The organism is Paenibacillus sp. JNUCC 35 (assembly GCF_058269095.1).
Window position 1 is genome coordinate 5410791 of record NZ_CM177771.1, and the last position, 19641, is coordinate 5430431.

Here is a 19641-nt window from a genome sequence, read left to right on the forward strand (position 1 = left end):
TCCCTCCGTGCCGACGCACGAAAAGGAAGAAGGCTTTTTAACGTTGTGCGAGACGAAAGGTCTCAACGGGCATGTTCGCCCAGACTCTCCAGAGCCTCTTCGGGAAGCAGCCCTACCCGGACAAGTCCCTTGAGGATGCCGTCTTCGGAGCATGAGTCCGTGATCACATCCGCCACGGCTTTCGCTTCGGGGGCCGCATTACCCATCGCGATTCCCGTTCCTACGCTGGTGAGCATCTGAATATCGTTCAGCCCGTCGCCGAAAGCGTAACAATTTTCGTTCGGAATTCCGACGGCTTTGAGCATTTCCTGAATGCCGATCGCCTTGGAGCTTCCGGCGGGCAGAACGTCAAGAGCATGCTCGTGCCAGCGGATGAACTGAAAATGCGGATACCGCTCCGCGTACAGTTTCTCGGCTTCGGCGTCGCAGAATAAATGTCCCTGAAATACCGCAGAATGTTTGTAAAACTCCGGATCGGCTTCCGGACACGGAAGCTTGAGGTTATCGTAGCTTTCCTTTACATGCGGATGCGAGCTGCTTACGCGAGTCTCGGGGTGGCCGCAGTACGCCAGGGGATGGCCCTGCTCGTCCGCCGCTTGGACCAGTTCCGCAAGCTTCGCGGGATCCATCGGATTCGTATAAATTTCACGGCCTTCGAACAGCACGTACTGTCCGTTAATGGACACGTAGGACGAAATGCCGAGTTCTTCCCTCACATCCTTGAACATGGACGGTACGCGCCCGGTCGCTATGGCCGTAAACACGCCCCGTTCCTGCAGCAGCCTGACGGCTTTACGGGTGGATGCGAGAATCTGTTTATTTTCATCCAGCAAAGTCCCGTCGATATCAAAAAATACGATCGCTCTCTCCATCTCTCTATACCCCTTCCGGTATAAGTTCGTTCTAAAAATCTGTCGAGGTATCAAGGTCTTGTTAAGAAGCCCTCCGCCTCATCTGTAACGCCCCGGAGGTTACGCCGGACGGGGACGTGAAGGCTTGCGAATTAAGCGTAAAGTATGAAATGCTTTTCACGTCAAGTCTCTCTCCCGAAATTTTTGACGCGGACGATCGAGCTGCTTTAAACTGAGGACAGAAAGGAGGCCGGACCTATGCCCAACATCAAGGACATTGCCAGACTGGCCGGAGTCTCCGTAGCGACCGTTTCCCGCGTGCTCAACGACCATCCTTACGTCAGCGAAGCCAAACGCGCGGCTGTACAGGAAGTCGTACACCGCCTTAACTATTCCCGCAATGTGAATGCGGTTCATCTCATCACCGGCAAAACGAACATGGTCGGGGTGGTCATCCCCTACCTTAATCTGCCCTACTTCAACAGCATTATGGAAGGAATCGCGCAGGAGGCGCTGGAAGCCAATGTGCATCTGCTCGTCAGCCAGACGAATTATGCGGCGGATAAAGAGACCGAGCTGCTGAACATGCTAAAGATCAAACAGATCGACGGCCTGCTGATCTGTTCCCGATCCCTGGAGTGGGAAGTCATCGAGGCTTACTCGCAGTTCGGACCGATCATTGCCTGCGAATATATCGAGAGCGACCGGATCTCGTCCGTCCATATCGACCATTACGGCAGTTTCCGGTTGGCCATGCAGCTTCTTCTGGAAAAAGGGCACACCCGCATCGGCTACTGTCTGGGGCGGGGGCACAGCTTTAACAGCCGGAACCGGCGGCGCGCCTTTTCCGACGCCCTCTCTTCAGCGGGTGTTCCCGTCCGGGAGGAGTGGATGTTCTACCAGATCTACTCCATCGAAGACGGGGCGGAGGTAGTCCGCAGCATCCTGGACATGGAGGAGCGTCCGACCGCTCTGCTCGTGGCGGGCGACCAGGTAGCCGCCGGCATCATCAGCGAGGCGGTCAAAAACGGCCTCCGCGTACCGGAGGATCTGGCGATCGTCTCTTTCGACAACCACCCGATTGCGCAGCTGTTCGATATCACCACAATCGACAACCGGCTCGTCGAAATCGGGCGCACGGCCTTCTCCCTGCTGCTGAAGCGGCTGCAGGACCCCGCCAGCCCCGTGGAACACCGGGAGCTGCCGTTCCGCCTCATTGAACGCGCGACCGTGTAGCGCCGCTTCAAGAGTGCCGGGCTTGGCACGGAGCGGCATGCCGTCGGCGCCCGTCTTGCCGCCCTTCCGCTCGGCAGGAGCCCGGCAGCGCGGCGGGCTGCAACAGGCGCCCGGGGCGAAGTTGCCGCGCGTCATGCGGCTTCGCCCCGGGAAGCTGGTCGCGGACCCGGACCAGCCAACATTACCCGGCCGCGTGAGGCTCCTAACATCGGATACGTGATAAATCCGGCAAAAGGAACCGAGCGCGTCGCCTCACTACGAAGCACATGCGCAAACAAAAAAAGGCTCCCGCCCTCTGTAAAAGAGGAACGGGAGCCTTTCTGCCGTGCGCCTGCTCAGTTCCCGGCAGACGCGGACGCCGCCGATGCACGGCCCAGCGGCATCGAATACACGGACGGTCGACCGCCCGCTTCCGGCCGGTACACGGCCAGCAGCAGCGATTCCGCCGAGGTATCGAGCGAGCCGTCCTGCAGGTAGCGCTGGAGGTCGAACGGGACCACTTCGATGACGGCATGCTTGTGCAGGTCCTTTTCGCCCATGCGCAGCTCGCTGAAATTGTCGGAAACTTCATCCGGACGATCCGCGGCTCTTTTTAAATAATCGCTCTGTTCGGCTTTGTCCAGCTTGAAATCCCACCAGATTTTACGCGGCTTGTATTTGTGATTCAGGAAATAATCAAGCTTCATCAGCCCTTCGATAACGTCCATCCGTTTGGTGCCCCGCCAGGTCAGGAAAGCATGAAGCCGGGTGAATAAATCTTCCAGCTGGTGGCCGATTTTCTGCCAGCCTCTTTCCTCCCAGTAATCGCCGAACTCCTGGAAGAAATCGAATGCCGAAGAAAATTCCGAGGCAATCAAGTAGTTCACGGTATGGTCCGTGCGGTGGGCGTTCCAGTATTTCTCCAGCACGTCTTCTACACGTTTGATCCGGATCAGGTCGGTAAACGGCAGAATGTCATTGCCCAGAATCTCATAGGGCGCCTGATCCATGAAAATGTAGCCGTACTTGGCCGCATCGATGCGCAGACCGGTTCCCCGGAGCATTTTCAGGAACCCGAGCTGAAGCTCCTCGGGGCCCAGCGCGAAGACGTCGTTGAACGTTTTGCGGAAGGAGTCGTAGTTCTCCTCGGGAAGGCCTGCGATCAGATCCAGATGCTGGTCGATTTTGCCGCTTTCCTTCACCTTCGTCACCGTGCGGGTAAGCTTGGCGAAATTTTGGCGGCGCTTCACCAGGTTGTTCGTCTCATCGTTCGTGGACTGGACGCCGATCTCGAAGCGGAAAATTCCCGGAGGCGCGTTCTCGGCGAGGAAATCCAGCACTTCGGGCCGCATAATATCGGCCGTAATCTCGAACTGGAACACGCAGCCCTGATGATTGTCAATCAGGAACTGGAAAATTTCCAGGGCGTAATCCCGCTTAATGTTAAACGTCCGGTCGACAAACTTAATAAGTTTGGCTCCGTTCGCTATAAGATACAGGATTTCGGACTTCGTCCGCTCCATATCAAAATAGCGCACCCCCACCTCGATGGAGGATAGGCAGAACTGGCATGAGAACGGGCAGCCCCGGCTCGTTTCGAAGTAAACGACCCGGTTCCCGAGGTCCTTAAGATCTTCTTCGAACCGGTGCGGAGAAGGAATCGCATTCAGGTCCAGCTTCGGACGGCCGGGGGTCAAAATGATTTCTTCCCCTTTGCGGTACGCGATGCCGTACACGAAATGAAACTTCCGCGTAGTCGACAGCTCCTGAAGGAAATGCTTGAACGTCTCTTCCCCTTCGCCCATGACGATAAAATCCACTTCCGGAACGGTGCGCATCCATTCCTCCGTATCGTAGGAGACTTCCGGTCCGCCGAGTACGATGGTCAGATCGGGACGGATTTTTTTGATCATGCGGATGACGCGGAGCGTTTCTTCAATGTTCCAGATATAGCATGAAAAACCGAGCACGTCGGGATTTTTGCCGTATAAGTCCGAAACGATGTTCATCGCCGGATCTTTGATCGTGTACTCCACGATATCAATCGGAAATTCGGGCTCGCTGAATGCCTTCAGGTACCGCAGAGCCAGCGAAGTATGAATGTATTTGGCGTTCAATGTGGCAAGAACGATATTCATGGTCGTTTACAACCTCTTTTATCAATAAAATCAAGGATCGTTCTTATTCTACACGAACCCCGCCGAGTTGACAAAGCGGAGGGATACGGGCGCATGCGCCTTGTCAGCGCGGCGTGTCGAATTCCGGCTCTGTGTCCTCCCACCCGGCGCCCGTCTCGGAAGACCAGGAAGGAAACTGATCGGCGGCGGGCAGGGCAGGCACATCGGCGTACACGTTCCTCCACCGCTCCGCCTGTTCCAACAGCTGCCGCTCCACCTGTTCCTTGCGCTGCATAAGTTCGCCGGGGTCCCCCGCCTCCTGCTGAATCGCCTTGCGGATGCTGGTATGCTCCTGAAGCCATTGGGTTAGCTGGTACAAGATCATGGGCGTCTCCTCCTTTTAAAGCGCTGTCATTTAAGTATCAGGTTGCCCTTTTAGACGCCGGGTCATACTGTTTGGAGAAACCGTAAATCGCAAAACTTGCATATTTTTCTTTTATTGAAACATTTCTCCTGTCCATGCAGTCTAAAGTTTTAAAGCGGCCGGACCTAGTTCACGGATAAACCGGACGGGCCGAAAATTCAGGAGGGATTCGATAATGAAAAGCAAAAAGCCGGTTTTTTATTTAACGGGAGGCATTCTGATCGGAACGCTCTTCTCCCAGACAGATGTGTGGGCCAAGCCTGTAATCGACTATCTTCTTCAAGCGGCGACCTATCCGGTAACCGTTGACGGGCAGACATACAGCTCTCCCGATCTTCCCCTTCTAAATTACGAGGGCAGCACGTATGTCCCCCTGAAATCGTTGGGTGATTTGCTCGGAGCTTCCGTGACCTGGAACGATTCGCTCAAACAAGCGGAAATTCACAAGACCAAGCCATCGGCCGCAAAAGAAGATCTTTCCGTCGCTGCCAAAGATTATTACGGCGCCGTGGAGCAATGGACGTTTGACACCCTTTATCAGCCGGATAAAGGAACCTTAGATGAGAAGGGCCGCGGAGAACTGTTGAAACAGCTCGAAACCGTCTACGGACCGAATCTGGCCGCCCGCTTTTTCGACTACGGCTATATGAAAGAAAGCGACGGCAGCTATCTCTCGCGTCCGGGGGACCATCTTCCCCTGCGGAAGCTGAACCGCAACATCATCGCCACCCATGAGATCGCAGGCGGGAAAACCATCGTTACCATTAAGGGAGAAATCGAATATAACCTGGACGGAAAGACATTCACTGACCGGTACAAACAGCAGTATACAATCGATCCTCTTACGTTAAAGATTATCGACATCGCTTATCTGGCTCTTCCGATCTGAATGCACGGGGCCTTTTATCAAAACAATAAAAGAACCGTTTCCTGTTACGGAAACGGTTCTTTATGTTCAGGCGGTTCCTTTATGACGTCCGCCTTACTCCCACTTGAAAGTAAAACTCGCGATCGCGAAAGCCACGACCATCCAGCCGCCGAGGATAAGGGCCTGCGGCCACAGCACGGTTAAATCCGCCCCCACGTTCATGACCTGCCGCATAGCCGTCGACAGATGCGTGATCGGGATCAGGTTCACGACCGGCTGGAGGAAAGACGGGATGCTGTCCGCCGAGAAGAAGACGCCCCCCAGAAAGAGCATCGGGAACGAAATAAATCCCGCGATCGGTCCGGCGCTTTCCGGTGTTTTCGCCAGCGACGCGACGATAAAGCCGACCGACATAAACGCCAGCGTGCCGAGAATAACGAAAAGCAGAAGCAGCCCCCACGAGCCGTTCACTTTCGTTCCGAAGATGACGGACGCGATGAGCAGAACGATTACCGCCTGCAGTCCGTTCAGCAAGAGCCTCGCCGTGATTTGGGAGGCGATGAACGTGGACGACTTCAACGTGGTGCTCTGCATCCGGCGAAGAATGCCCCTCTCCCTCCAGGAGGCGATCTGTCCCGCCACACCGTTGAGGTTGTTGGACATGATCATCATCGACACGATGCCGGGAACGAGAAAGTCGATATACGACAGCTTCAGCGCTTGAACGCCTTCCGCTTTGACCGTTATCGCCGGCTTGTAGGCGGTCTTCTCTTTGGAGATGCCGTCCGCCACCTGGGCCACGACGGTTTTGCCGAGCTCGGCGGTCATCATGTTCGTCTGGTCATAGTAAACGTTGACGGAGGAGGCCTCTCCCCCCTTGACGGCGGCATCGAGTCTGTTGCCGTATCCGGCGGGGATGACGACCACCATCTGAAGATTGCCGTCCTTGAGCTTTTGGAGCCCCGGAGCCGTGTACTCCTCCTGTTTGAGCTTCATGGCAGGCGTCTTCATCAGAGCGCCGACCAATTGAGCCGACTGGGCCGACCGGTCCTGGTCGATGACGACTCCGTTGATGGACAGGCTGCTGCCCCCTCCGAAGAACGTGCCGAACATGACCATGAAGAAGACAGGGAACAGAAAAGACCAGAGAAGCACCTGCTTGTTCCGGATAAAAATCCGGAGCTGTGCGAGCGTCAATTGAAGGTACGCTTTCATTCTTCTCTCAGGCTCCTTCCTGTCATGTGAATGAACACGTCCTCCAGCGTGGCTGTCCGTGTCAGCAGATCCGTCAGCTTCCAGCCCCGCAGCTCCGCCTCCCGGATCAGGCCGGTGAGCGACTGCTGGAGATGGTCGGTGTACAGCACGAGGGTGTCGCGGGCAAGCTCCACCTGCTTCACGCCCTGGAGCCTGCGCAGCGTGTCCGTCAGCTCCGTCCGCTCCCGCGGGGAAGCCGACTCCGCCTGGGGCAGCCGGAATTCAATCGCGTTCTCCGATTGAAGGCTGCGCACCAGGTTGGCCGGCGTATCCAGCGCGACGACCTGCCCCTTGTCGATCAGGCAGATCCGGTCGCACAGCACGTGCGCCTCGTCCATGTAATGCGTGGACAGGACGATGGTCTTGCCCTTCTCCTTCAGGCGCAGGATAATGTCCCAGAGCGTGCGCCGCGCCTGCGGGTCGAGACCCGTAGTCGGCTCGTCCAGGAACAGCACCTGCGGGTCGTTGACCAGCGCAATCGCGATGGCGAGCCGCTGCTTCTGTCCGCCGGACAGGTGCTTCACGCGGTCACCCGCTTTCTCTTCCAGCGTCATATCCGCGAGCAGGGGGCCGACAGGCACCGATTTCGGATAGAAGCTGGCGTACATCTCCACGATCTCGCGCACCTTCAGCAGATCGAACAGGGAGGTCGATTGCAGCTGAACGCCGATCACTTCCTTGACCTTGCGAAGCTCCCGGATGGTGTCGTAACCCGCAATACGCGCCGTTCCTCCGTCGGGCTTGCGCAGCCCTTCCATCATTTCGATGGTCGTGGTCTTGCCCGCACCGTTGGGACCGAGCAGCCCGAACACCTCTCCCTTGCGCACCTGGAAGCGCACGCCGTTTACGGCCGTGAAGCTTCCGTACGTTTTGACCAGCCCGTCCACATCAATAAGAATTTCGTCTGATATTCCGTCCGTCTGCGGCATTCCCAGCCTCCTTTTTTCCATTTTTATGTACGTTTTGTTCCGGCGGATGCCGAACCAAGTACGAATTTCGCGTTCATTTTCCCAAAAGGAATTCCAGCTTTTCCATTATATCACTCGATCAGACACTTATCACGAGCCCGGGCGGGATGAAAATAATTCCCCAATGCGCTATAGTAAATGGATAGAAGATCCGAAGGAGCCAACCTATGCGAAAACAGCGTCCCCCTTTTAACTCCAAAACGAAACCGGCCAGGCCGGCCGCCCCGAAAACGGACAAAGAACCGACTCAATTCGAAATCGGGCAGCCGGCCGAACTGATGAAATTTTTGCTTGAAAAGCTTGCGAATAAAGGAAGAAACACCGTTAAGGGCATTCTGTCCAGAGGCCAAGTATCCGTGAACGGCAAAAAAACGACCCGCCACGACCATCCTCTCCAGCCCGGCGACCGCGTTACGGTTCAGTGGAGCGTCGTTACCGAAGAGGAGAAACCGATCGGACTGCACATTCTGCATGAAGACGAGGACCTTCTGGTTATCAATAAAGAAGCGGGCCTTCTTTCGATCTCCGGCGGAGACGAGAAGGAATTGACCGCCTATTGGCAGCTGACCGAGCATGTCCGCAGAAAAGACCCGAAAGCGCGTATTTTCGTCGTCCACCGGCTGGACCGGGATACGTCGGGCGTTATGCTTTTCGCCAAGAACGAGAAAACCCAGCAGGCGCTTCAAACTGCCTGGCAGGAGGCCGTGCACGAGCGCTCCTACGTAGCCCTTGTCGAACGAAAGGTCAAGAAACCCGAAGGCACGATCGTCTCCTGGCTGAAAGAAAGCAAAACGCTGCTGATGTACTCCAGTCCCGTGGATAACGGCGGACAGAAGGCGGTCACGCACTATAAAGTGCTGCAGGCTTCCTCCGACTACTCCCTGCTTGAAGTCCAGCTCGAAACGGGCCGTAAAAACCAGATCCGCGTCCACATGCAGGACATCGGCCATCCGGTTGTCGGCGACAAGAAGTACGGCTCCGTGAAAAATACGATCGGCCGGCTCGGTTTACACGCCCGGGTCATCGCGTTCGAACATCCTTCCACGGGACAGCCGATGCGGTTCGAGACCCAAATTCCGGGCAAGTTTCTGCGGGTTTTCGCCAGCAAGCCCACTTCCTAAAAGGAGAATCCCATGAACGGACAATCGAGAAAAAATATCCATGCCGGACTGACCGTCGACATTGTGCTCAAGCAGGATCAGCGTACCGGCAAACGGACGCGCGGAGTCGTGAAAGATATTTTGACGAATTCGCCCAATCATCCCCACGGCATCAAAGTCAGACTGACGGACGGCCAGGTCGGACGGGTCCAGGAAATTGTACAAGAGCCCTGAAACCCTATTGTAAAGCGCCCTGAAAACCAATAAACTAAAAGTAATGAACGCAGTGAGGTGATACGAATGTCAGAAAATCAACAGACACCGCAATCCGCAGAAACACAACCGGCCGAAGGGGCCGAGCCGCGCAAAGTTTCGCTCGCGGAAGCCATGAAACAGAAAATGGCCCAGAAGAAAGCGGCGCAAGCCCAGGCCAACTCCCAGCAGAAGCACCAGGTAACCGGCAATCAGATGATGAAAAGCCAGCAGACCAAGAAACAAAACAATCAAAGAAGACGTATGGGTGTCTAAACTTTGAATGTCATAAGCAGTAGGCAAAGACATGAGGGTTCCGCTTCATGTCTTTATTTTTGCAGGAACCGGCGGTAAATCCGCCTAAACTCCTGCTTCAACATACTTCCGTCGGAGGCTCCAGAAATGTCCATGCTTTTATTTGTGATCGCCGGGCTCGCGGAAATCGGAGGCGGCTACCTCGTCTGGCTGTGGCTCCGCGAGGGCAAGCCTGTCGGATACGGAATCGCGGGCAGCCTTGTGCTCGTCCTGTACGGAATTATCCCGACTCTCCAGGCCTTTCCTTCTTTCGGACGGGTCTATGCCGCATACGGGGGCGTTTTTGTCGTACTCGCTGTTGTGTGGGGATGGCTTGTGGACAAAAAGACCCCCGATTTCTACGATTGGCTCGGCGCGGCCGTTTGTATCGTCGGCGTGTCCATTATTTTGTGGGCGCCCAGAACCTGATCTGACGTCTTGAAGGAGGAGTTAACTTATGAGCTTTCTCGACAGTCTGGTAGAGCAGCGCATTCAGGAAGCGATTCGAAACGGGAATTTCGACAATTTGCCCGGCAAAGGCAAACCGCTCGTTCTCGAAGATTGGTCCGCTGTTCCGGAAGAGCTTCGTTTGTCCTATAAAATCATGAAAAATTCGGGATTCCTTCCCGAAGAAATGCAGCTCCGCAAAGACATGATCACACTGGAGGAACTCCTTGCATGCTGTCATGACGAAGAGGAACGAGGCAAGCTGAAGAAAACACTCAACGCCAAGAAGCTCCGCTTCAATATGTTAATGGAAGAGCGGAGTATGAACCTCTCGCCCGCGCTTGCCCGGTACCGGGACCGGATCGAAACGAAATTTTCCGCAGAACCGGATAAACCGAGATGAACCTTGCTACTCAAAATTTGCTTGAACTTACCCGGGACATCCAAGAGCGGCACGTCAACTTTGCCGTTTCGGACGTAAACTCGCATGTGCTCCGCATCGCGGTCATGACCGGCAATTACCGCTGGCATTTTCATCCCGATTCGGATGAACTGTTTATGGTGCTTGAAGGAGAACTCTTCATAGACTTCGAGGACGGAACGACTGCCTCCCTGAAAGCGAACGACACGCTTACGATTCCGGCGGGCACGGTTCACCGGACGAGAGCGGACGTGCGCACCGTCAAATCTCTGCTTCGAAGCCAAAGAAGCCGAAACGGTTTTCGTGGACGAGCCTACGGGGCAGGCAAAATAAAACGAGCTCTGCAGAATAGGCTGCAGAGCTCGTTTTATTTCTTCACCCAATTTGGCCTTGGGCGAGCCGGGGTTCGCTCGGTTCAACTGGGCCCATTAAAGGGAGCAAGGGGCATCCAGAGGCATTGTTGCACGCCCACAAAAAGCCGGAAATGGTTACCTGAGCCGAAAGCCGCCCTCCGAATGGAGGATCTGGCCCGTAATCCACTCCGCTTCCTCGCCCGCGAGAAATGCGATCAGTCTGGCGGCGTCTTCCGGTCTGCCGATCCGGCCGAACGGGAACTGATCTGCGAGCCCGTTCCGGAGCTCTTCCGTCATCCAGCCGGTGTCGGTCGGACCGGGATTGACCGCGTTGACGGTCATCCCTTTGGGAGCCAGCTCGGCAGCCAATGTGACGGTCATCGCTTCGACAGCGGCCTTCGTAGCCGCATAAGCGATCTCACCCCGCATCGGCCCCAAAGACTGGCCGGATGTCAGGTTAATAATCCGGCCGCCCGATCCCCGGTTAAACCGGCGGCCGAATTCCACGCTGAGCAGGGCGGTGCCCCTCATGTTCACGGCGTAATGGGCATCCAGAGTCGCCGCATCAAGCTTCTCGTACCCGTCATTCACCGAGTAGGCCGCATTATTGACGAGGACCGACGGAAACCCGAGCCGCTTCTCCGTTTCGTCCACAATTCGCTTCGCCGCTTCCGGATCGGACTGGTCGATCTCCAGTCTTTCGCAGCGGATTCCCGACTCGGCCAGCTCCCGCAGAATCGCGTCAGGCCCCTCTTCATCCGCTCCCCACGGCATTCCCTTATCGAATGCGGTCCAGGATGTGAATAGCACATCCATTCCTTTGGCAGCCAGCGCCCGGCATATAGCGGCGCCGATACCGATCCGGCGAGAAACTCCCGTAACGATGGCAACAGGTGCGCGGCCTTCCTTGGTTCGTATAGCAGCCTCATTTGCCGAATCCGGCCTATTTCCGTGCATAAATACCTCCATCCCCTCCTACTAACGTTGATTAGGGAGGGCTTTTTGTTACCTTCAGTATAGAACGGCATCACGATCCCCTGCTGAGATTGTTCGATTATAAAGGAAATTTCCACCGCTCCCTTACATGGGCGGGTCAAATGCGTTATAATGGGACGGTTCTGATGCGCGGCACGGCTTGGAACGGAACAATGAAAGTGCCGGATTCATAACCCAATAAGAAAATCCATATGCTCCGCGCATATGGGAGAGGTTCGCGAACTCCCTCTATAAAAAACTAAGGAAAAACAATATCCCTGGATATTCGGGCACAGCTGCTTAAAAAGCGGGCGCTATGTGTACGTTTTTTTGACGTTCACTTCCGGTTCGCTTTATGATTGCGCTGCGTCCTTCCTTGAGGCATTGTTTTTGTTTTGTTTAAAATGACGGATCAAGAACTCTCTCCATCACCTATTTTTTATTTAAAAGGAGACGGAAGAGCGATGAAACATGAAAAAGCGGTTGTCGTATTCAGCGGCGGACAAGACAGCACGACGTGTCTGTTCTGGGCCCTGAAGCATTTTGGCGAGGTGGAGACGCTCACGTTCGATTACGGGCAGCGCCATAAACTCGAAATCGAGTGCGCGGCGCAGATTGCACGCGAGCTTGGCGTAAAGAACACCGTACTGGACATGAGCCTGCTGAACCAGCTCGCACCCAATGCGCTGACGCGCGGCGATATCGAAATTGAAGAAAAAGAAGGCGAACTGCCTTCCACGTTCGTGGACGGACGCAATCTGCTGTTCCTTTCGTTTGCAGGCGTATACGCCAAAGGGGCCGGGGCCAGACACCTCGTTACCGGCGTGTGCGAGACGGATTTCAGCGGCTACCCGGACTGCCGGGACGCTTTCGTAAAATCCCTTAACGTGACCCTGAACTTATCCATGGATTATCCATTCGTTATCCATACGCCGCTGATGTGGCTGAATAAAGCGGAAACGTGGAAGCTTTCCGACGAGCTGGGAGCTTTCGATTTTGTACGCACCAAGACGCTTACGTGCTATAACGGCATCGTTGGAGACGGCTGCGGCGAGTGCCCGGCATGCAAGCTCCGTTCGGCCGGTCTGCGGAACTATCTTCTGGAGCGCGAAGGAGCCGATGCCCGATGAAGACGCCCGGCGAATTCCGCATCGTAGAGAACCTTCAGCAGTACGGGCAGGACATCCGGCACGAACAGCTCCGTTACCATACCAAGCGCGTCCTCGTTTCCAAAGAATTTACGTTCGATGCGGCGCATCATCTCCACGCTTACGAGGGCAAGTGCAAAAACCTTCACGGCCATACGTACAAAGCCGTTTACGGAATCAGCGGCTATGTTAATGAGATCGGCCTTACGCTTGATTTCGGAGAGATCAAAGACATCTGGAAAACCCGGATCGAGCCTTATCTCGATCACCGGTATCTGAACGAGACGCTCCCGCCCATGAACACCACCGCCGAGAATATGGTCGTCTGGCTGTACGAACAGATGGAGACCGCTCTGCAGTCGGATGAGATGCAGGCGAAAGCCCGGGGCGGCAGGGTCGAATTCGTCCGTCTATACGAGACGCCGACGAGTTATGCCGAAGCGAGACGGGAGTGGATGTCCGAATGAGCGCAAGCCATACAAACGCTGCGGTCCCGTCCCCTCCGCGGACCTTGCCTGCAGCGGGCAAAACGGCGGATGCTGCCGTGTCCCCTCCGGGCAAAGCAGCAGCGGGTGAAGCAACCATCCCCGTGCTCGAAATCTTCGGCCCGACAGTCCAGGGCGAGGGCATGGTCATCGGGCGCAAGACGATGTTCGTGCGCACCGCCGGCTGCGATTATCGCTGCTCCTGGTGCGATTCCGCGTTTACGTGGGACGGATCGGGCGCAGGCGATATCCGTCCGCTCACCGCGGAAGCGGTCTGGGAGGAGCTCGTCCGCACCGGCGGCAGCCGCTTCTCCCACGTGACCTTGTCGGGCGGCAATCCCGCCCTCCTGCGCAGCCTGGGCCTGCTCGTGAAGCTGCTGCGGGCCAAAGGCATCCGCACCGCCGTCGAGACGCAGGGCTCCCGCTGGCAGGACTGGCTGACCGAGATCGACGAGGTCACGCTCTCTCCCAAGCCGCCAAGCTCCGGCATGGAGACGGACTTCGCCAAGCTGGACGACATCGTCCGGCGGCTGAACCCGGACGGCATCAGCCTCAAGGTGGTCGTGTTCGACGAACGCGATTTCGCGTTCGCCCGGGAAGTCCACCGCCGCTATCCTGCCGTCCCGTTCTACCTGCAGGCGGGCAATGAGGACGTCCGACTCGCGGACGACGACCTGCTTCGCGGGCAGCTGCTGCGCAAATACGAGTGGCTCGTCGACCTGACGATGGCGTCCGAGGATCTTAACGACGTGCGCGTGCTGCCTCAGCTTCACGCCCTGCTGTGGGGCAACAAGCGGGGCGTCTGAGACTCGCGGACGGCAGCCTTCCAACGGCACCGTCTTGCAGACATCATGCAGCCGTCCGCCGCTTCTACAAATTAAACCCGGAGGTGCCTTTATGGCCGGAAGAAACCAGGAAGATCTCGATCTCACCCTGCTGGGCAACCAGCAGACACAATATCCGTTTAATTATGCGCCGCAGGTGCTTGAATCCTTTGATAATAAACACCCTTACCGGGATTATTTCGTCAAATTCAACTGCCCGGAGTTTACGAGCCTGTGCCCGATTACGGGACAGCCCGATTTTGCCACCATTTATATCAGCTATATGCCGGACGCCAAAATGGTCGAAAGCAAATCGCTCAAACTATACCTGTTCAGCTTCCGCAATCACGGCGATTTCCATGAGGACTGCATGAACATCATTATGAACGATCTGATCAAGCTCATGGACCCGAAATACATCGAGGTCTGGGGCAAATTCACTCCGCGGGGCGGGATCTCCATCGATCCTTACTGCAATTACGGACGTCCCGGCACCAAGTACGAGCAGATGGCGGAGCACCGCCTGATGAACCACGACCTTTACCCGGAAAAAGTCGATAACCGCTAAGCCGTACCTGACCGAAAATGAGTTCCGGTATTTTCAACGTATCGCCCGCCGATATGCCTAAAGACCCCTTGGGGGTCTTTTTTTCTGCCGATGGGATGCCGATAACTTTGGTATACTAGGAAAGAACACCTAATTGGAGCTGGGTTGAAGGGCTTTCGGAACGGGAAAGGAAAAGAAATGGATAATTTAGGGGACTATTTCAAATCGTTTTTTGCCAATATAAGCACCTTGCTCACATTTACTTATTTAGGCAGTCTGGCTTATAAATATGTTTTGTACCGGGTCCCCGTCAACTGGATGAAAGTGCTGTATATCCTGCTTTCGGTAGCGGCGGGCTGGCTCTCCATGATGTACGGAGCCCGGTTGACCCCGACGGTCATCTTCGATTTAAGATTCGTTCCTATCCTGGCGGCACCCCTGTTCCTGTCGCGTCCCTCCCACATTATGCTCATCGGAATCGGAATCGGACTGACGCGCTTATCGTTCGGCTTGAATCACGCCGCTTGGGCGGGCTTCGGCAATATGGTCATTCTCGGCGTCGTAACCGCGCTGACCAGCGAGCTGCTCAAACGCACCTCTCTGCGTCAGACCGCCCGGATTTTGCTGCTGATTCTTATCGTAAATCTGTTCAATGTGGCGGACATCGCGATTCTCGGGGTATATCCGGTCGCTACGTATCTGATCGAGCTTGCTCCGCTGTCCGGTACGGCGGGCCTGTTTTTCAGCTTTTTCTTTACGTTCATCCTGCACGATTTCAAAGCGGATTTTCTCCGGCGGGAAGCGCTGAACAAGACCAATCGGGAATTGGCCGAACAGTTCCGGCTGGCCGAAGAAAGAACCGCGGAGCTTCAGCAAATTCACGACGAGCTGGAAGTGAAAAACGAAGAACTGGTAGCCGCTTCCCGTTACAAATCCGAATTTCTGGCGAACATGTCTCACGAGCTCCGGACCCCGCTGAACAGCATGCTGATTCTGTCCCAGTTCCTGGCCGAAAATCAGAACGGGACGCTTTCGGAAGAAGAGATTGAATTTGCCGGGATTATTCACAGCTCCGGCCAGGATCTGCTTACGCTGATTAACGATATTCTGGATTTGTCCAAAATCGAAGCGGGACATATGTCCATCACGCCGGGAGAAGTGAACGTCAGCGAAGTCGTCGAAGCGATGACCCGCACGTTCGAACCCGTTGCCGCCCAGAAGGGCCTGTACTTTCACATCCGTTCAACCGGCGTTCCCGACATCATTCATACGGACGAACAGCGGCTTCAGCAGATTTTGAAAAATCTGTTGTCCAACGCGTTCAAATTTACCCAGCGGGGGGGTGTTACGCTTACCTTTTACGTTGAAATGGACGCCCAAGGCATTCAGCATCCCGCCGCCTCCATCCGGGATACCGGCATCGGCATCCGGGCGGACAAGCGGGAGCAGATCTTCGAGGCCTTCTACCAGGCGGACGGTACGACCAGCCGCAAATTCGGCGGAACCGGACTCGGCCTTTCTATTTCACGCCAGTTTGCCCGGCTGCTGGGCGGAGAAATCCGGCTGACCAGTGAAGAGGGAACCGGGAGCACGTTCACCCTCCTCCTTCCTTCCAGCAGCTTGAGCGGTCAGCAGCAGGAGCTTCGGCAGCTCGTGGACGACGCCAAGCTTCCCCGGCTTACGCCGCTTTCCTCTCCGCTTCCGGAGGGAAGCAACCGATCATCGCTCTGACCACCCGGGCCCTTCCTCGTGACCGGGAAGCTCCCGCATCGAAGCCGGCGCATCGGACTACATCACGAAACCGGTCTATAACCACGCGCTCATGATGCCGGTGGAGCAATGGAGCCTCAAGCCCGGCTAAGCTCAGAGAAAAAAGCCTTCTTTCCTTATCGGAAAGAAGGCTTTTTTAGTTCCGGCCCTTGAAGACACGGCCTAGGGCATCCTTGCTTGAACCGATGGACCACAGGGCCATCTATCTTAAAAACCTCGCGCCGGAAACGATAGAGCGGCCGGTGTCCTTCAACCATCCGCGAAAGCGGGCGCCATGATACCATGCGGGAAGGGGGGAATTCCTCCTGCATGGCGGCGGTCCGCTTAACCTGATGGCGAAGAAAGCTAGCCTCCAGCGTTTCCCAGGCTCTTACCCGTGACAAATTAACGCGGAGGCATTTGTCCGGAACCGGAACCCGCTCCCTGCGGAATAAAACCGCTGAGATCGATTCCGAGCCCTTCCGCAAGCCGTGTCCCGTATTCCACATCGGCACGGAAAAAATTGCAGACGGCGCGAAGCTGGATTTGCATGTCCGTTTGTTTGAGGTCGTTCACGAGGTTACCGATCAGGTTAGCGCGTTCTTCCGGCGTAAACCGGCGGTAACGCTCGCCTGCCTGCGTGAAATCATCCGTTTTCTCGATTTTGCGGCGTGTAGTGGAGCCCGTCAGCGGCTTCTCGCTCTCTGCATAGGCGCTTCCCGCTTCTTTCGGCGAATGGTCGTAGGAATTCGGCTCGTAATTGATCGGCGAATGGTCCTGGCGAACCGCCATTTGACCGTCCCGCTGATAATTGCGGACCGGCGCATAAGGGCAGTTTACCGGAATCTGCATGTAGTTCGGTCCCAGCCGGTGGCGCTGTGTATCCGGGTAGGAGAACAGACGGCCCTGCAGAAGTTTGTCTTCGGAAGGTTCGATCCCCGGCACAAGCACGCTAGGCGCAAAAGCCGACTGCTCGACTTCGGCGAAGAAATTTCTAGGATTCTCGTTCAAGGTCATTCGTCCTACTTTAACGAACGGAACAAGGTCTTCCTGCCACTCCTTCGTCGGATCGAGGGGATCGAAGGTGAACTGGTCCAAACGCTCCGGTTCCAGGATTTGCACATTTAGCTCCCATTCCGGATAATTGCCCGCCTCGATAGCGTCATACAAATCGCGCGTCGCGTGATTGTGGTCGCGGCCTCCCTGCTCCTCCGCTTCTTTGCGGCTTAAGGAACGGACACCTTGCAGCGATTTCCAGGTGTATTTGACGTAAACGACCTTGCCTTCCGCGTTCACCCATTTGAAGGCATGCACCCCGAATCCGTCCATTTCCCGGTAGTTGGCGGGAGTTCCGCGGTCGGAGAAGACCCAGGTCAGCATGTGGGTCGATTCGGGAGAAAGCGACATGAAATCCCACAAGTGATTTGGCGTTTGAACATTTGTATGCGGAGCCGGCTTCAGCGAGTGAACCATGTCCGGGAATTTCAGCGCATCGCGGATAAAGAATACGGGCAAATTGTTGCCGACGAGGTCATAATTTCCTTCGGACGTGTAGAACTTAACCGCAAAGCCGCGCGGGTCACGAAGCGTCTCCGGCGATCCGCTCGGATGAATAACCGTCGAGAAGCGGACAAGCACTTTCGTTTCAATGGAAGGGTCTTGCAGAAAAGCGGCTTTCGTATACTCGCTCATACTGGCATAAGGCCGGAATACTCCGAACGCCCCCGCACCCCGCGCGTGCACGACACGCTCCGGAATACGCTCGCGGTCAAAATGGGCCAGTTTCTCCAAAAGATGATAATCTTCGAGCAGCGTCGGGCCGTGAGTACCGGCTGTCTTCGAATTCTGGTTGTCGGCAACGGGCGCGCCTTGATTCGTTGTGAGATAAGGGCGATATGGATTCATTCTGCACCTCTTTATAATTATTATTATATGAAAATGATTATCAATGTCATGACGGTAGTATAGCATCGTCTTCTTGTCTTCGTCAATAGAATGACTATAAAATTATAATAATTTTAATGTGGAAATAAAATCGCCTGAATTTTTACAAATTCCGACGAGAAGGCAATTGCTTTAACCGGCCGTGCTTGTTTACAATAAGAATAATCCGGCGGGAAGAAACAATGTCCAGTCCAGGATAAGAAAGGAAGATTTTACAGGATGTCGAGCCCTATTTTAACAATCGTGGTGCCTTGCTATAACGAAGAAGAAGTTCTCCCGGAAACGGTAAGCCGGTTAAGCGCGGTTCTGGACCGCCTCATCCAAGAAAAGCTTGTCGCCAGAGAAAGTGTGATGCTTCTTGTCGATGACGGCAGCAAAGACCGGACCTGGGAGCTTATCGATCAATACAGCCGTTCCCATGGCTATGTAACAGGCGTTAAGCTCGCACGGAATGCGGGCCATCAGAATGCCCTGCTTGCAGGTTTGATGACGGCGCGGCATACATCGGACATCGTGATTTCCATCGATGCCGATCTGCAGGACGATACGGACGCGATACGCGAATTTGTACTTAAGTATCTGGAGGGGGCCGAGATCGTTTACGGAATCCGCAGCGACCGGACGACCGACACCTGGTTCAAAAAGTCGACCGCCGAATCCTTCTATAAATTAATGCTACGCCTGGGCGTCCAGATTAAGAACAATCATGCGGATTACCGGCTTATGAGCAAACGCGCGCTGGATTATTTGTCCCGCTATAAGGAAGTCAATGTGTTTCTGAGGGGGATTGTCCCGCTCCTGGGACTGCGTACGGCCGAGGTCATGTATGAGAGGAAAGAACGTTTTGCCGGGGAATCGAAGTATCCGCTGCGCAAAATGCTGTCGTTTGCACTGGACGGCATCACTTCGTTCAGCGTTAAACCGATCCGGATGGTGACGGTCACCGGTTTTCTGTTCTCCATTATCAGCCTGCTGGCCGGCGCTTATGCCATTATTTCGAAATTATGGGGAACGACGGCTTCCGGTTGGACTTCTCTTATTTTATCCGTCTGGTTTATCGGCGGGGTGCAGCTTCTTGCCCTGGGGCTGATCGGAGAATATATCGGCAAAATCTACCGGGAGGTCAAACACCGTCCCTTGTATCTCATCGAAAAGTCAATCCCGGTGCAGCAGGACTATGAAGACCCGGCAGACTTTGACCGGGTTCCGGTAGGGGCGGAACGAGCGGGGCGTTAGTTTTTAGACGGGAACCGGCTTTCCGTGAAATTATGGGCATCCGCCCTTTTGCCGAAATCCCAGGACGGGATATCCTGACGTCTAGCTTCAGCACGAGGCTTACCTCTGCGCTGCGAGCCTTATGCCCATAGTCTTGTCATCACACCGTGTGCTTACTGCGCACGGTGTT

General features: G+C 55.4%; 20 protein-coding genes, 1 pseudogene and 1 riboswitch. Of the genes and pseudogenes, 14 read left to right on the forward strand and 7 right to left on the reverse strand.

All coding sequences use genetic code 11. The features are described from left to right. Nucleotides 1-62: 62 nt before the first annotated feature. Nucleotides 63-872, reverse strand: coding sequence for a Cof-type HAD-IIB family hydrolase (locus tag AC2TF6_RS24400; protein WP_491308884.1), 810 nt, complete (start codon nucleotides 870-872; stop codon nucleotides 63-65). A 237-nt stretch (nucleotides 873-1109) separates the two neighbouring features. Between AC2TF6_RS24400 and AC2TF6_RS24405 the strand changes: the two genes are divergently transcribed. Beyond that, nucleotides 1110-2087 carry a LacI family DNA-binding transcriptional regulator gene (locus AC2TF6_RS24405; protein ID WP_491308885.1) on the forward strand — a complete coding sequence of 326 codons (978 nt, stop codon included), beginning with the start codon at nucleotides 1110-1112 and terminating at the stop codon, nucleotides 2085-2087. A 335-nt stretch (nucleotides 2088-2422) separates the two neighbouring features. Here the strand turns inward: AC2TF6_RS24405 and AC2TF6_RS24410 are convergent, their stop codons facing one another. Together AC2TF6_RS24410 and AC2TF6_RS24415 are read right to left on the reverse strand one after the other, a co-directional pair. Beyond that, complete coding sequence (locus AC2TF6_RS24410) at nucleotides 2423-4204, reverse strand: B12-binding domain-containing radical SAM protein (protein ID WP_491308886.1); 1782 nt, start codon at nucleotides 4202-4204, stop codon at nucleotides 2423-2425. Between the two features lie 103 nt (nucleotides 4205-4307). Next, nucleotides 4308-4568, reverse strand: a complete 261-nt coding sequence (locus AC2TF6_RS24415) for a hypothetical protein (protein ID WP_491308887.1) — start codon at nucleotides 4566-4568, stop codon at nucleotides 4308-4310. Nucleotides 4569-4782: 214 nt separating this feature from the next. Between AC2TF6_RS24415 and AC2TF6_RS24420 the strand changes: the two genes are divergently transcribed. Further along, nucleotides 4783-5496, forward strand: a complete 714-nt coding sequence (locus AC2TF6_RS24420; protein WP_491308888.1) for a stalk domain-containing protein — start codon at nucleotides 4783-4785, stop codon at nucleotides 5494-5496. A 93-nt stretch (nucleotides 5497-5589) separates the two neighbouring features. Here the strand turns inward: AC2TF6_RS24420 and AC2TF6_RS24425 are convergent, their stop codons facing one another. Further along, a complete protein-coding gene (locus AC2TF6_RS24425; protein ID WP_491308889.1) occupies nucleotides 5590-6690 on the reverse strand; it encodes an ABC transporter permease in 1101 nt (366 codons plus the stop codon). Then, the gene (locus AC2TF6_RS24430) at nucleotides 6687-7658 is read right to left on the reverse strand and encodes an ABC transporter ATP-binding protein (protein ID WP_491308890.1); all 972 of its coding nucleotides are present in this window, start codon (nucleotides 7656-7658) and stop codon (nucleotides 6687-6689) included. Before AC2TF6_RS24430 ends, AC2TF6_RS24425 begins: the two co-directional genes overlap by 4 nt. Before the next feature lie 206 nt (nucleotides 7659-7864). Here AC2TF6_RS24430 and AC2TF6_RS24435 point away from each other — a divergent pair, with 206 nt between their 5' ends. From AC2TF6_RS24435 to AC2TF6_RS24460, 6 genes and pseudogenes are all read left to right on the forward strand, one after another. Then, nucleotides 7865-8818: an RluA family pseudouridine synthase gene (locus tag AC2TF6_RS24435; protein WP_491308891.1), complete on the forward strand. Its 954-nt coding sequence runs from the start codon at nucleotides 7865-7867 to the stop codon at nucleotides 8816-8818. Nucleotides 8819-8830: 12 nt separating this feature from the next. Next, the gene (locus AC2TF6_RS24440) at nucleotides 8831-9031 is read left to right on the forward strand and encodes a YwbE family protein (protein ID WP_009672054.1); all 201 of its coding nucleotides are present in this window, start codon (nucleotides 8831-8833) and stop codon (nucleotides 9029-9031) included. A gap of 66 nt (nucleotides 9032-9097) precedes the next feature. Further along, nucleotides 9098-9325: a hypothetical protein gene (locus tag AC2TF6_RS24445; protein ID WP_009672142.1), complete on the forward strand. Its 228-nt coding sequence runs from the start codon at nucleotides 9098-9100 to the stop codon at nucleotides 9323-9325. A 126-nt stretch (nucleotides 9326-9451) separates the two neighbouring features. Continuing rightward, the gene (locus AC2TF6_RS24450) at nucleotides 9452-9772 is read left to right on the forward strand and encodes a YnfA family protein (protein WP_491308892.1); all 321 of its coding nucleotides are present in this window, start codon (nucleotides 9452-9454) and stop codon (nucleotides 9770-9772) included. 28 nt (nucleotides 9773-9800) lie between these two features. Continuing rightward, nucleotides 9801-10193, forward strand: a complete 393-nt coding sequence (locus tag AC2TF6_RS24455) for a DnaJ family domain-containing protein (protein WP_491308893.1) — start codon at nucleotides 9801-9803, stop codon at nucleotides 10191-10193. Further along, nucleotides 10190-10544: pseudogene (locus AC2TF6_RS24460) on the forward strand (cupin domain-containing protein). Before AC2TF6_RS24455 ends, AC2TF6_RS24460 begins: the two are co-directional and overlap by 4 nt. 155 nt (nucleotides 10545-10699) lie before the next feature. Here AC2TF6_RS24460 and AC2TF6_RS24465 read toward each other — a convergent pair. Further along, nucleotides 10700-11521: an SDR family oxidoreductase gene (locus tag AC2TF6_RS24465; RefSeq protein WP_491308894.1), complete on the reverse strand. Its 822-nt coding sequence runs from the start codon at nucleotides 11519-11521 to the stop codon at nucleotides 10700-10702. Nucleotides 11522-11764: 243 nt separating this feature from the next. Then, nucleotides 11765-11808, forward strand: a riboswitch (PreQ1 riboswitch). A gap of 195 nt (nucleotides 11809-12003) precedes the next feature. Here AC2TF6_RS24465 and queC point away from each other — a divergent pair. The 5 genes from queC to AC2TF6_RS24490 all read left to right on the forward strand — a co-directional run bounded on the left by queC (nucleotide 12004) and on the right by AC2TF6_RS24490 (nucleotide 16274). Continuing rightward, entirely contained in the window at nucleotides 12004-12669 is a 666-nt protein-coding gene (gene queC, locus AC2TF6_RS24470) for a 7-cyano-7-deazaguanine synthase QueC (RefSeq protein WP_491308895.1), read from the forward strand. Continuing rightward, a complete protein-coding gene (gene queD / locus AC2TF6_RS24475; RefSeq protein WP_009672131.1) occupies nucleotides 12666-13154 on the forward strand; it encodes a 6-carboxytetrahydropterin synthase QueD in 489 nt (162 codons plus the stop codon). Before queC ends, queD begins: the two co-directional genes overlap by 4 nt. After that, nucleotides 13151-13978 carry a 7-carboxy-7-deazaguanine synthase QueE gene (gene queE, locus AC2TF6_RS24480; RefSeq protein WP_491308896.1) on the forward strand — a complete coding sequence of 276 codons (828 nt, stop codon included), beginning with the start codon at nucleotides 13151-13153 and terminating at the stop codon, nucleotides 13976-13978. Before queD ends, queE begins: the two co-directional genes overlap by 4 nt. Nucleotides 13979-14069: 91 nt before the next feature. Then, nucleotides 14070-14564, forward strand: coding sequence for a preQ(1) synthase (queF, locus tag AC2TF6_RS24485; RefSeq protein WP_009672067.1), 495 nt, complete (start codon nucleotides 14070-14072; stop codon nucleotides 14562-14564). Nucleotides 14565-14741: 177 nt separating this feature from the next. Further along, nucleotides 14742-16274: an ATP-binding protein gene (locus AC2TF6_RS24490; protein ID WP_491308897.1), complete on the forward strand. Its 1533-nt coding sequence runs from the start codon at nucleotides 14742-14744 to the stop codon at nucleotides 16272-16274. Between the two features lie 423 nt (nucleotides 16275-16697). Here the strand turns inward: AC2TF6_RS24490 and AC2TF6_RS24495 are convergent, their stop codons facing one another. Further along, the gene (locus tag AC2TF6_RS24495; protein ID WP_491308898.1) at nucleotides 16698-18197 is read right to left on the reverse strand and encodes a catalase; all 1500 of its coding nucleotides are present in this window, start codon (nucleotides 18195-18197) and stop codon (nucleotides 16698-16700) included. A 258-nt stretch (nucleotides 18198-18455) separates the two neighbouring features. Here AC2TF6_RS24495 and AC2TF6_RS24500 point away from each other — a divergent pair, with 258 nt between their 5' ends. Further along, nucleotides 18456-19472: a glycosyltransferase family 2 protein gene (locus AC2TF6_RS24500; protein WP_491308899.1), complete on the forward strand. Its 1017-nt coding sequence runs from the start codon at nucleotides 18456-18458 to the stop codon at nucleotides 19470-19472. The last annotated feature ends 169 nt before the right edge of the window (nucleotides 19473-19641 follow it).

Excerpts from the sequence above, each read along its gene's own strand:
- AC2TF6_RS24500 (WP_491308899.1), top strand. The coding sequence starts at position 18,456 with ATGTCGAGCCCTATTTTAACAATCGTGGTGCCTTGCTATAACGAAGAA.
- AC2TF6_RS24450 (WP_491308892.1), top strand. The coding sequence starts at position 9,452 with ATGTCCATGCTTTTATTTGTGATCGCCGGGCTCGCGGAAATCGGAGGC.
- AC2TF6_RS24495 (WP_491308898.1), bottom strand. The coding sequence starts at position 18,197 with ATGAATCCATATCGCCCTTATCTCACAACGAATCAAGGCGCGCCCGTT.
- queC (WP_491308895.1), top strand. The coding sequence starts at position 12,004 with ATGAAACATGAAAAAGCGGTTGTCGTATTCAGCGGCGGACAAGACAGC.
- AC2TF6_RS24455 (WP_491308893.1), top strand. The coding sequence starts at position 9,801 with ATGAGCTTTCTCGACAGTCTGGTAGAGCAGCGCATTCAGGAAGCGATT.
- AC2TF6_RS24465 (WP_491308894.1), bottom strand. The coding sequence starts at position 11,521 with ATGCACGGAAATAGGCCGGATTCGGCAAATGAGGCTGCTATACGAACC.
- AC2TF6_RS24420 (WP_491308888.1), top strand. The coding sequence starts at position 4,783 with ATGAAAAGCAAAAAGCCGGTTTTTTATTTAACGGGAGGCATTCTGATC.
- AC2TF6_RS24415 (WP_491308887.1), bottom strand. The coding sequence starts at position 4,568 with ATGATCTTGTACCAGCTAACCCAATGGCTTCAGGAGCATACCAGCATC.
- AC2TF6_RS24490 (WP_491308897.1), top strand. The coding sequence starts at position 14,742 with ATGGATAATTTAGGGGACTATTTCAAATCGTTTTTTGCCAATATAAGC.
- queE (WP_491308896.1), top strand. The coding sequence starts at position 13,151 with ATGAGCGCAAGCCATACAAACGCTGCGGTCCCGTCCCCTCCGCGGACC.
- queF (WP_009672067.1), top strand. The coding sequence starts at position 14,070 with ATGGCCGGAAGAAACCAGGAAGATCTCGATCTCACCCTGCTGGGCAAC.
- AC2TF6_RS24445 (WP_009672142.1), top strand. The coding sequence starts at position 9,098 with ATGTCAGAAAATCAACAGACACCGCAATCCGCAGAAACACAACCGGCC.
- AC2TF6_RS24425 (WP_491308889.1), bottom strand. The coding sequence starts at position 6,690 with ATGAAAGCGTACCTTCAATTGACGCTCGCACAGCTCCGGATTTTTATC.
- AC2TF6_RS24400 (WP_491308884.1), bottom strand. The coding sequence starts at position 872 with ATGGAGAGAGCGATCGTATTTTTTGATATCGACGGGACTTTGCTGGAT.
- AC2TF6_RS24435 (WP_491308891.1), top strand. The coding sequence starts at position 7,865 with ATGCGAAAACAGCGTCCCCCTTTTAACTCCAAAACGAAACCGGCCAGG.
- AC2TF6_RS24430 (WP_491308890.1), bottom strand. The coding sequence starts at position 7,658 with ATGCCGCAGACGGACGGAATATCAGACGAAATTCTTATTGATGTGGAC.
- AC2TF6_RS24405 (WP_491308885.1), top strand. The coding sequence starts at position 1,110 with ATGCCCAACATCAAGGACATTGCCAGACTGGCCGGAGTCTCCGTAGCG.
- queD (WP_009672131.1), top strand. The coding sequence starts at position 12,666 with ATGAAGACGCCCGGCGAATTCCGCATCGTAGAGAACCTTCAGCAGTAC.
- AC2TF6_RS24410 (WP_491308886.1), bottom strand. The coding sequence starts at position 4,204 with ATGAATATCGTTCTTGCCACATTGAACGCCAAATACATTCATACTTCG.
- AC2TF6_RS24440 (WP_009672054.1), top strand. The coding sequence starts at position 8,831 with ATGAACGGACAATCGAGAAAAAATATCCATGCCGGACTGACCGTCGAC.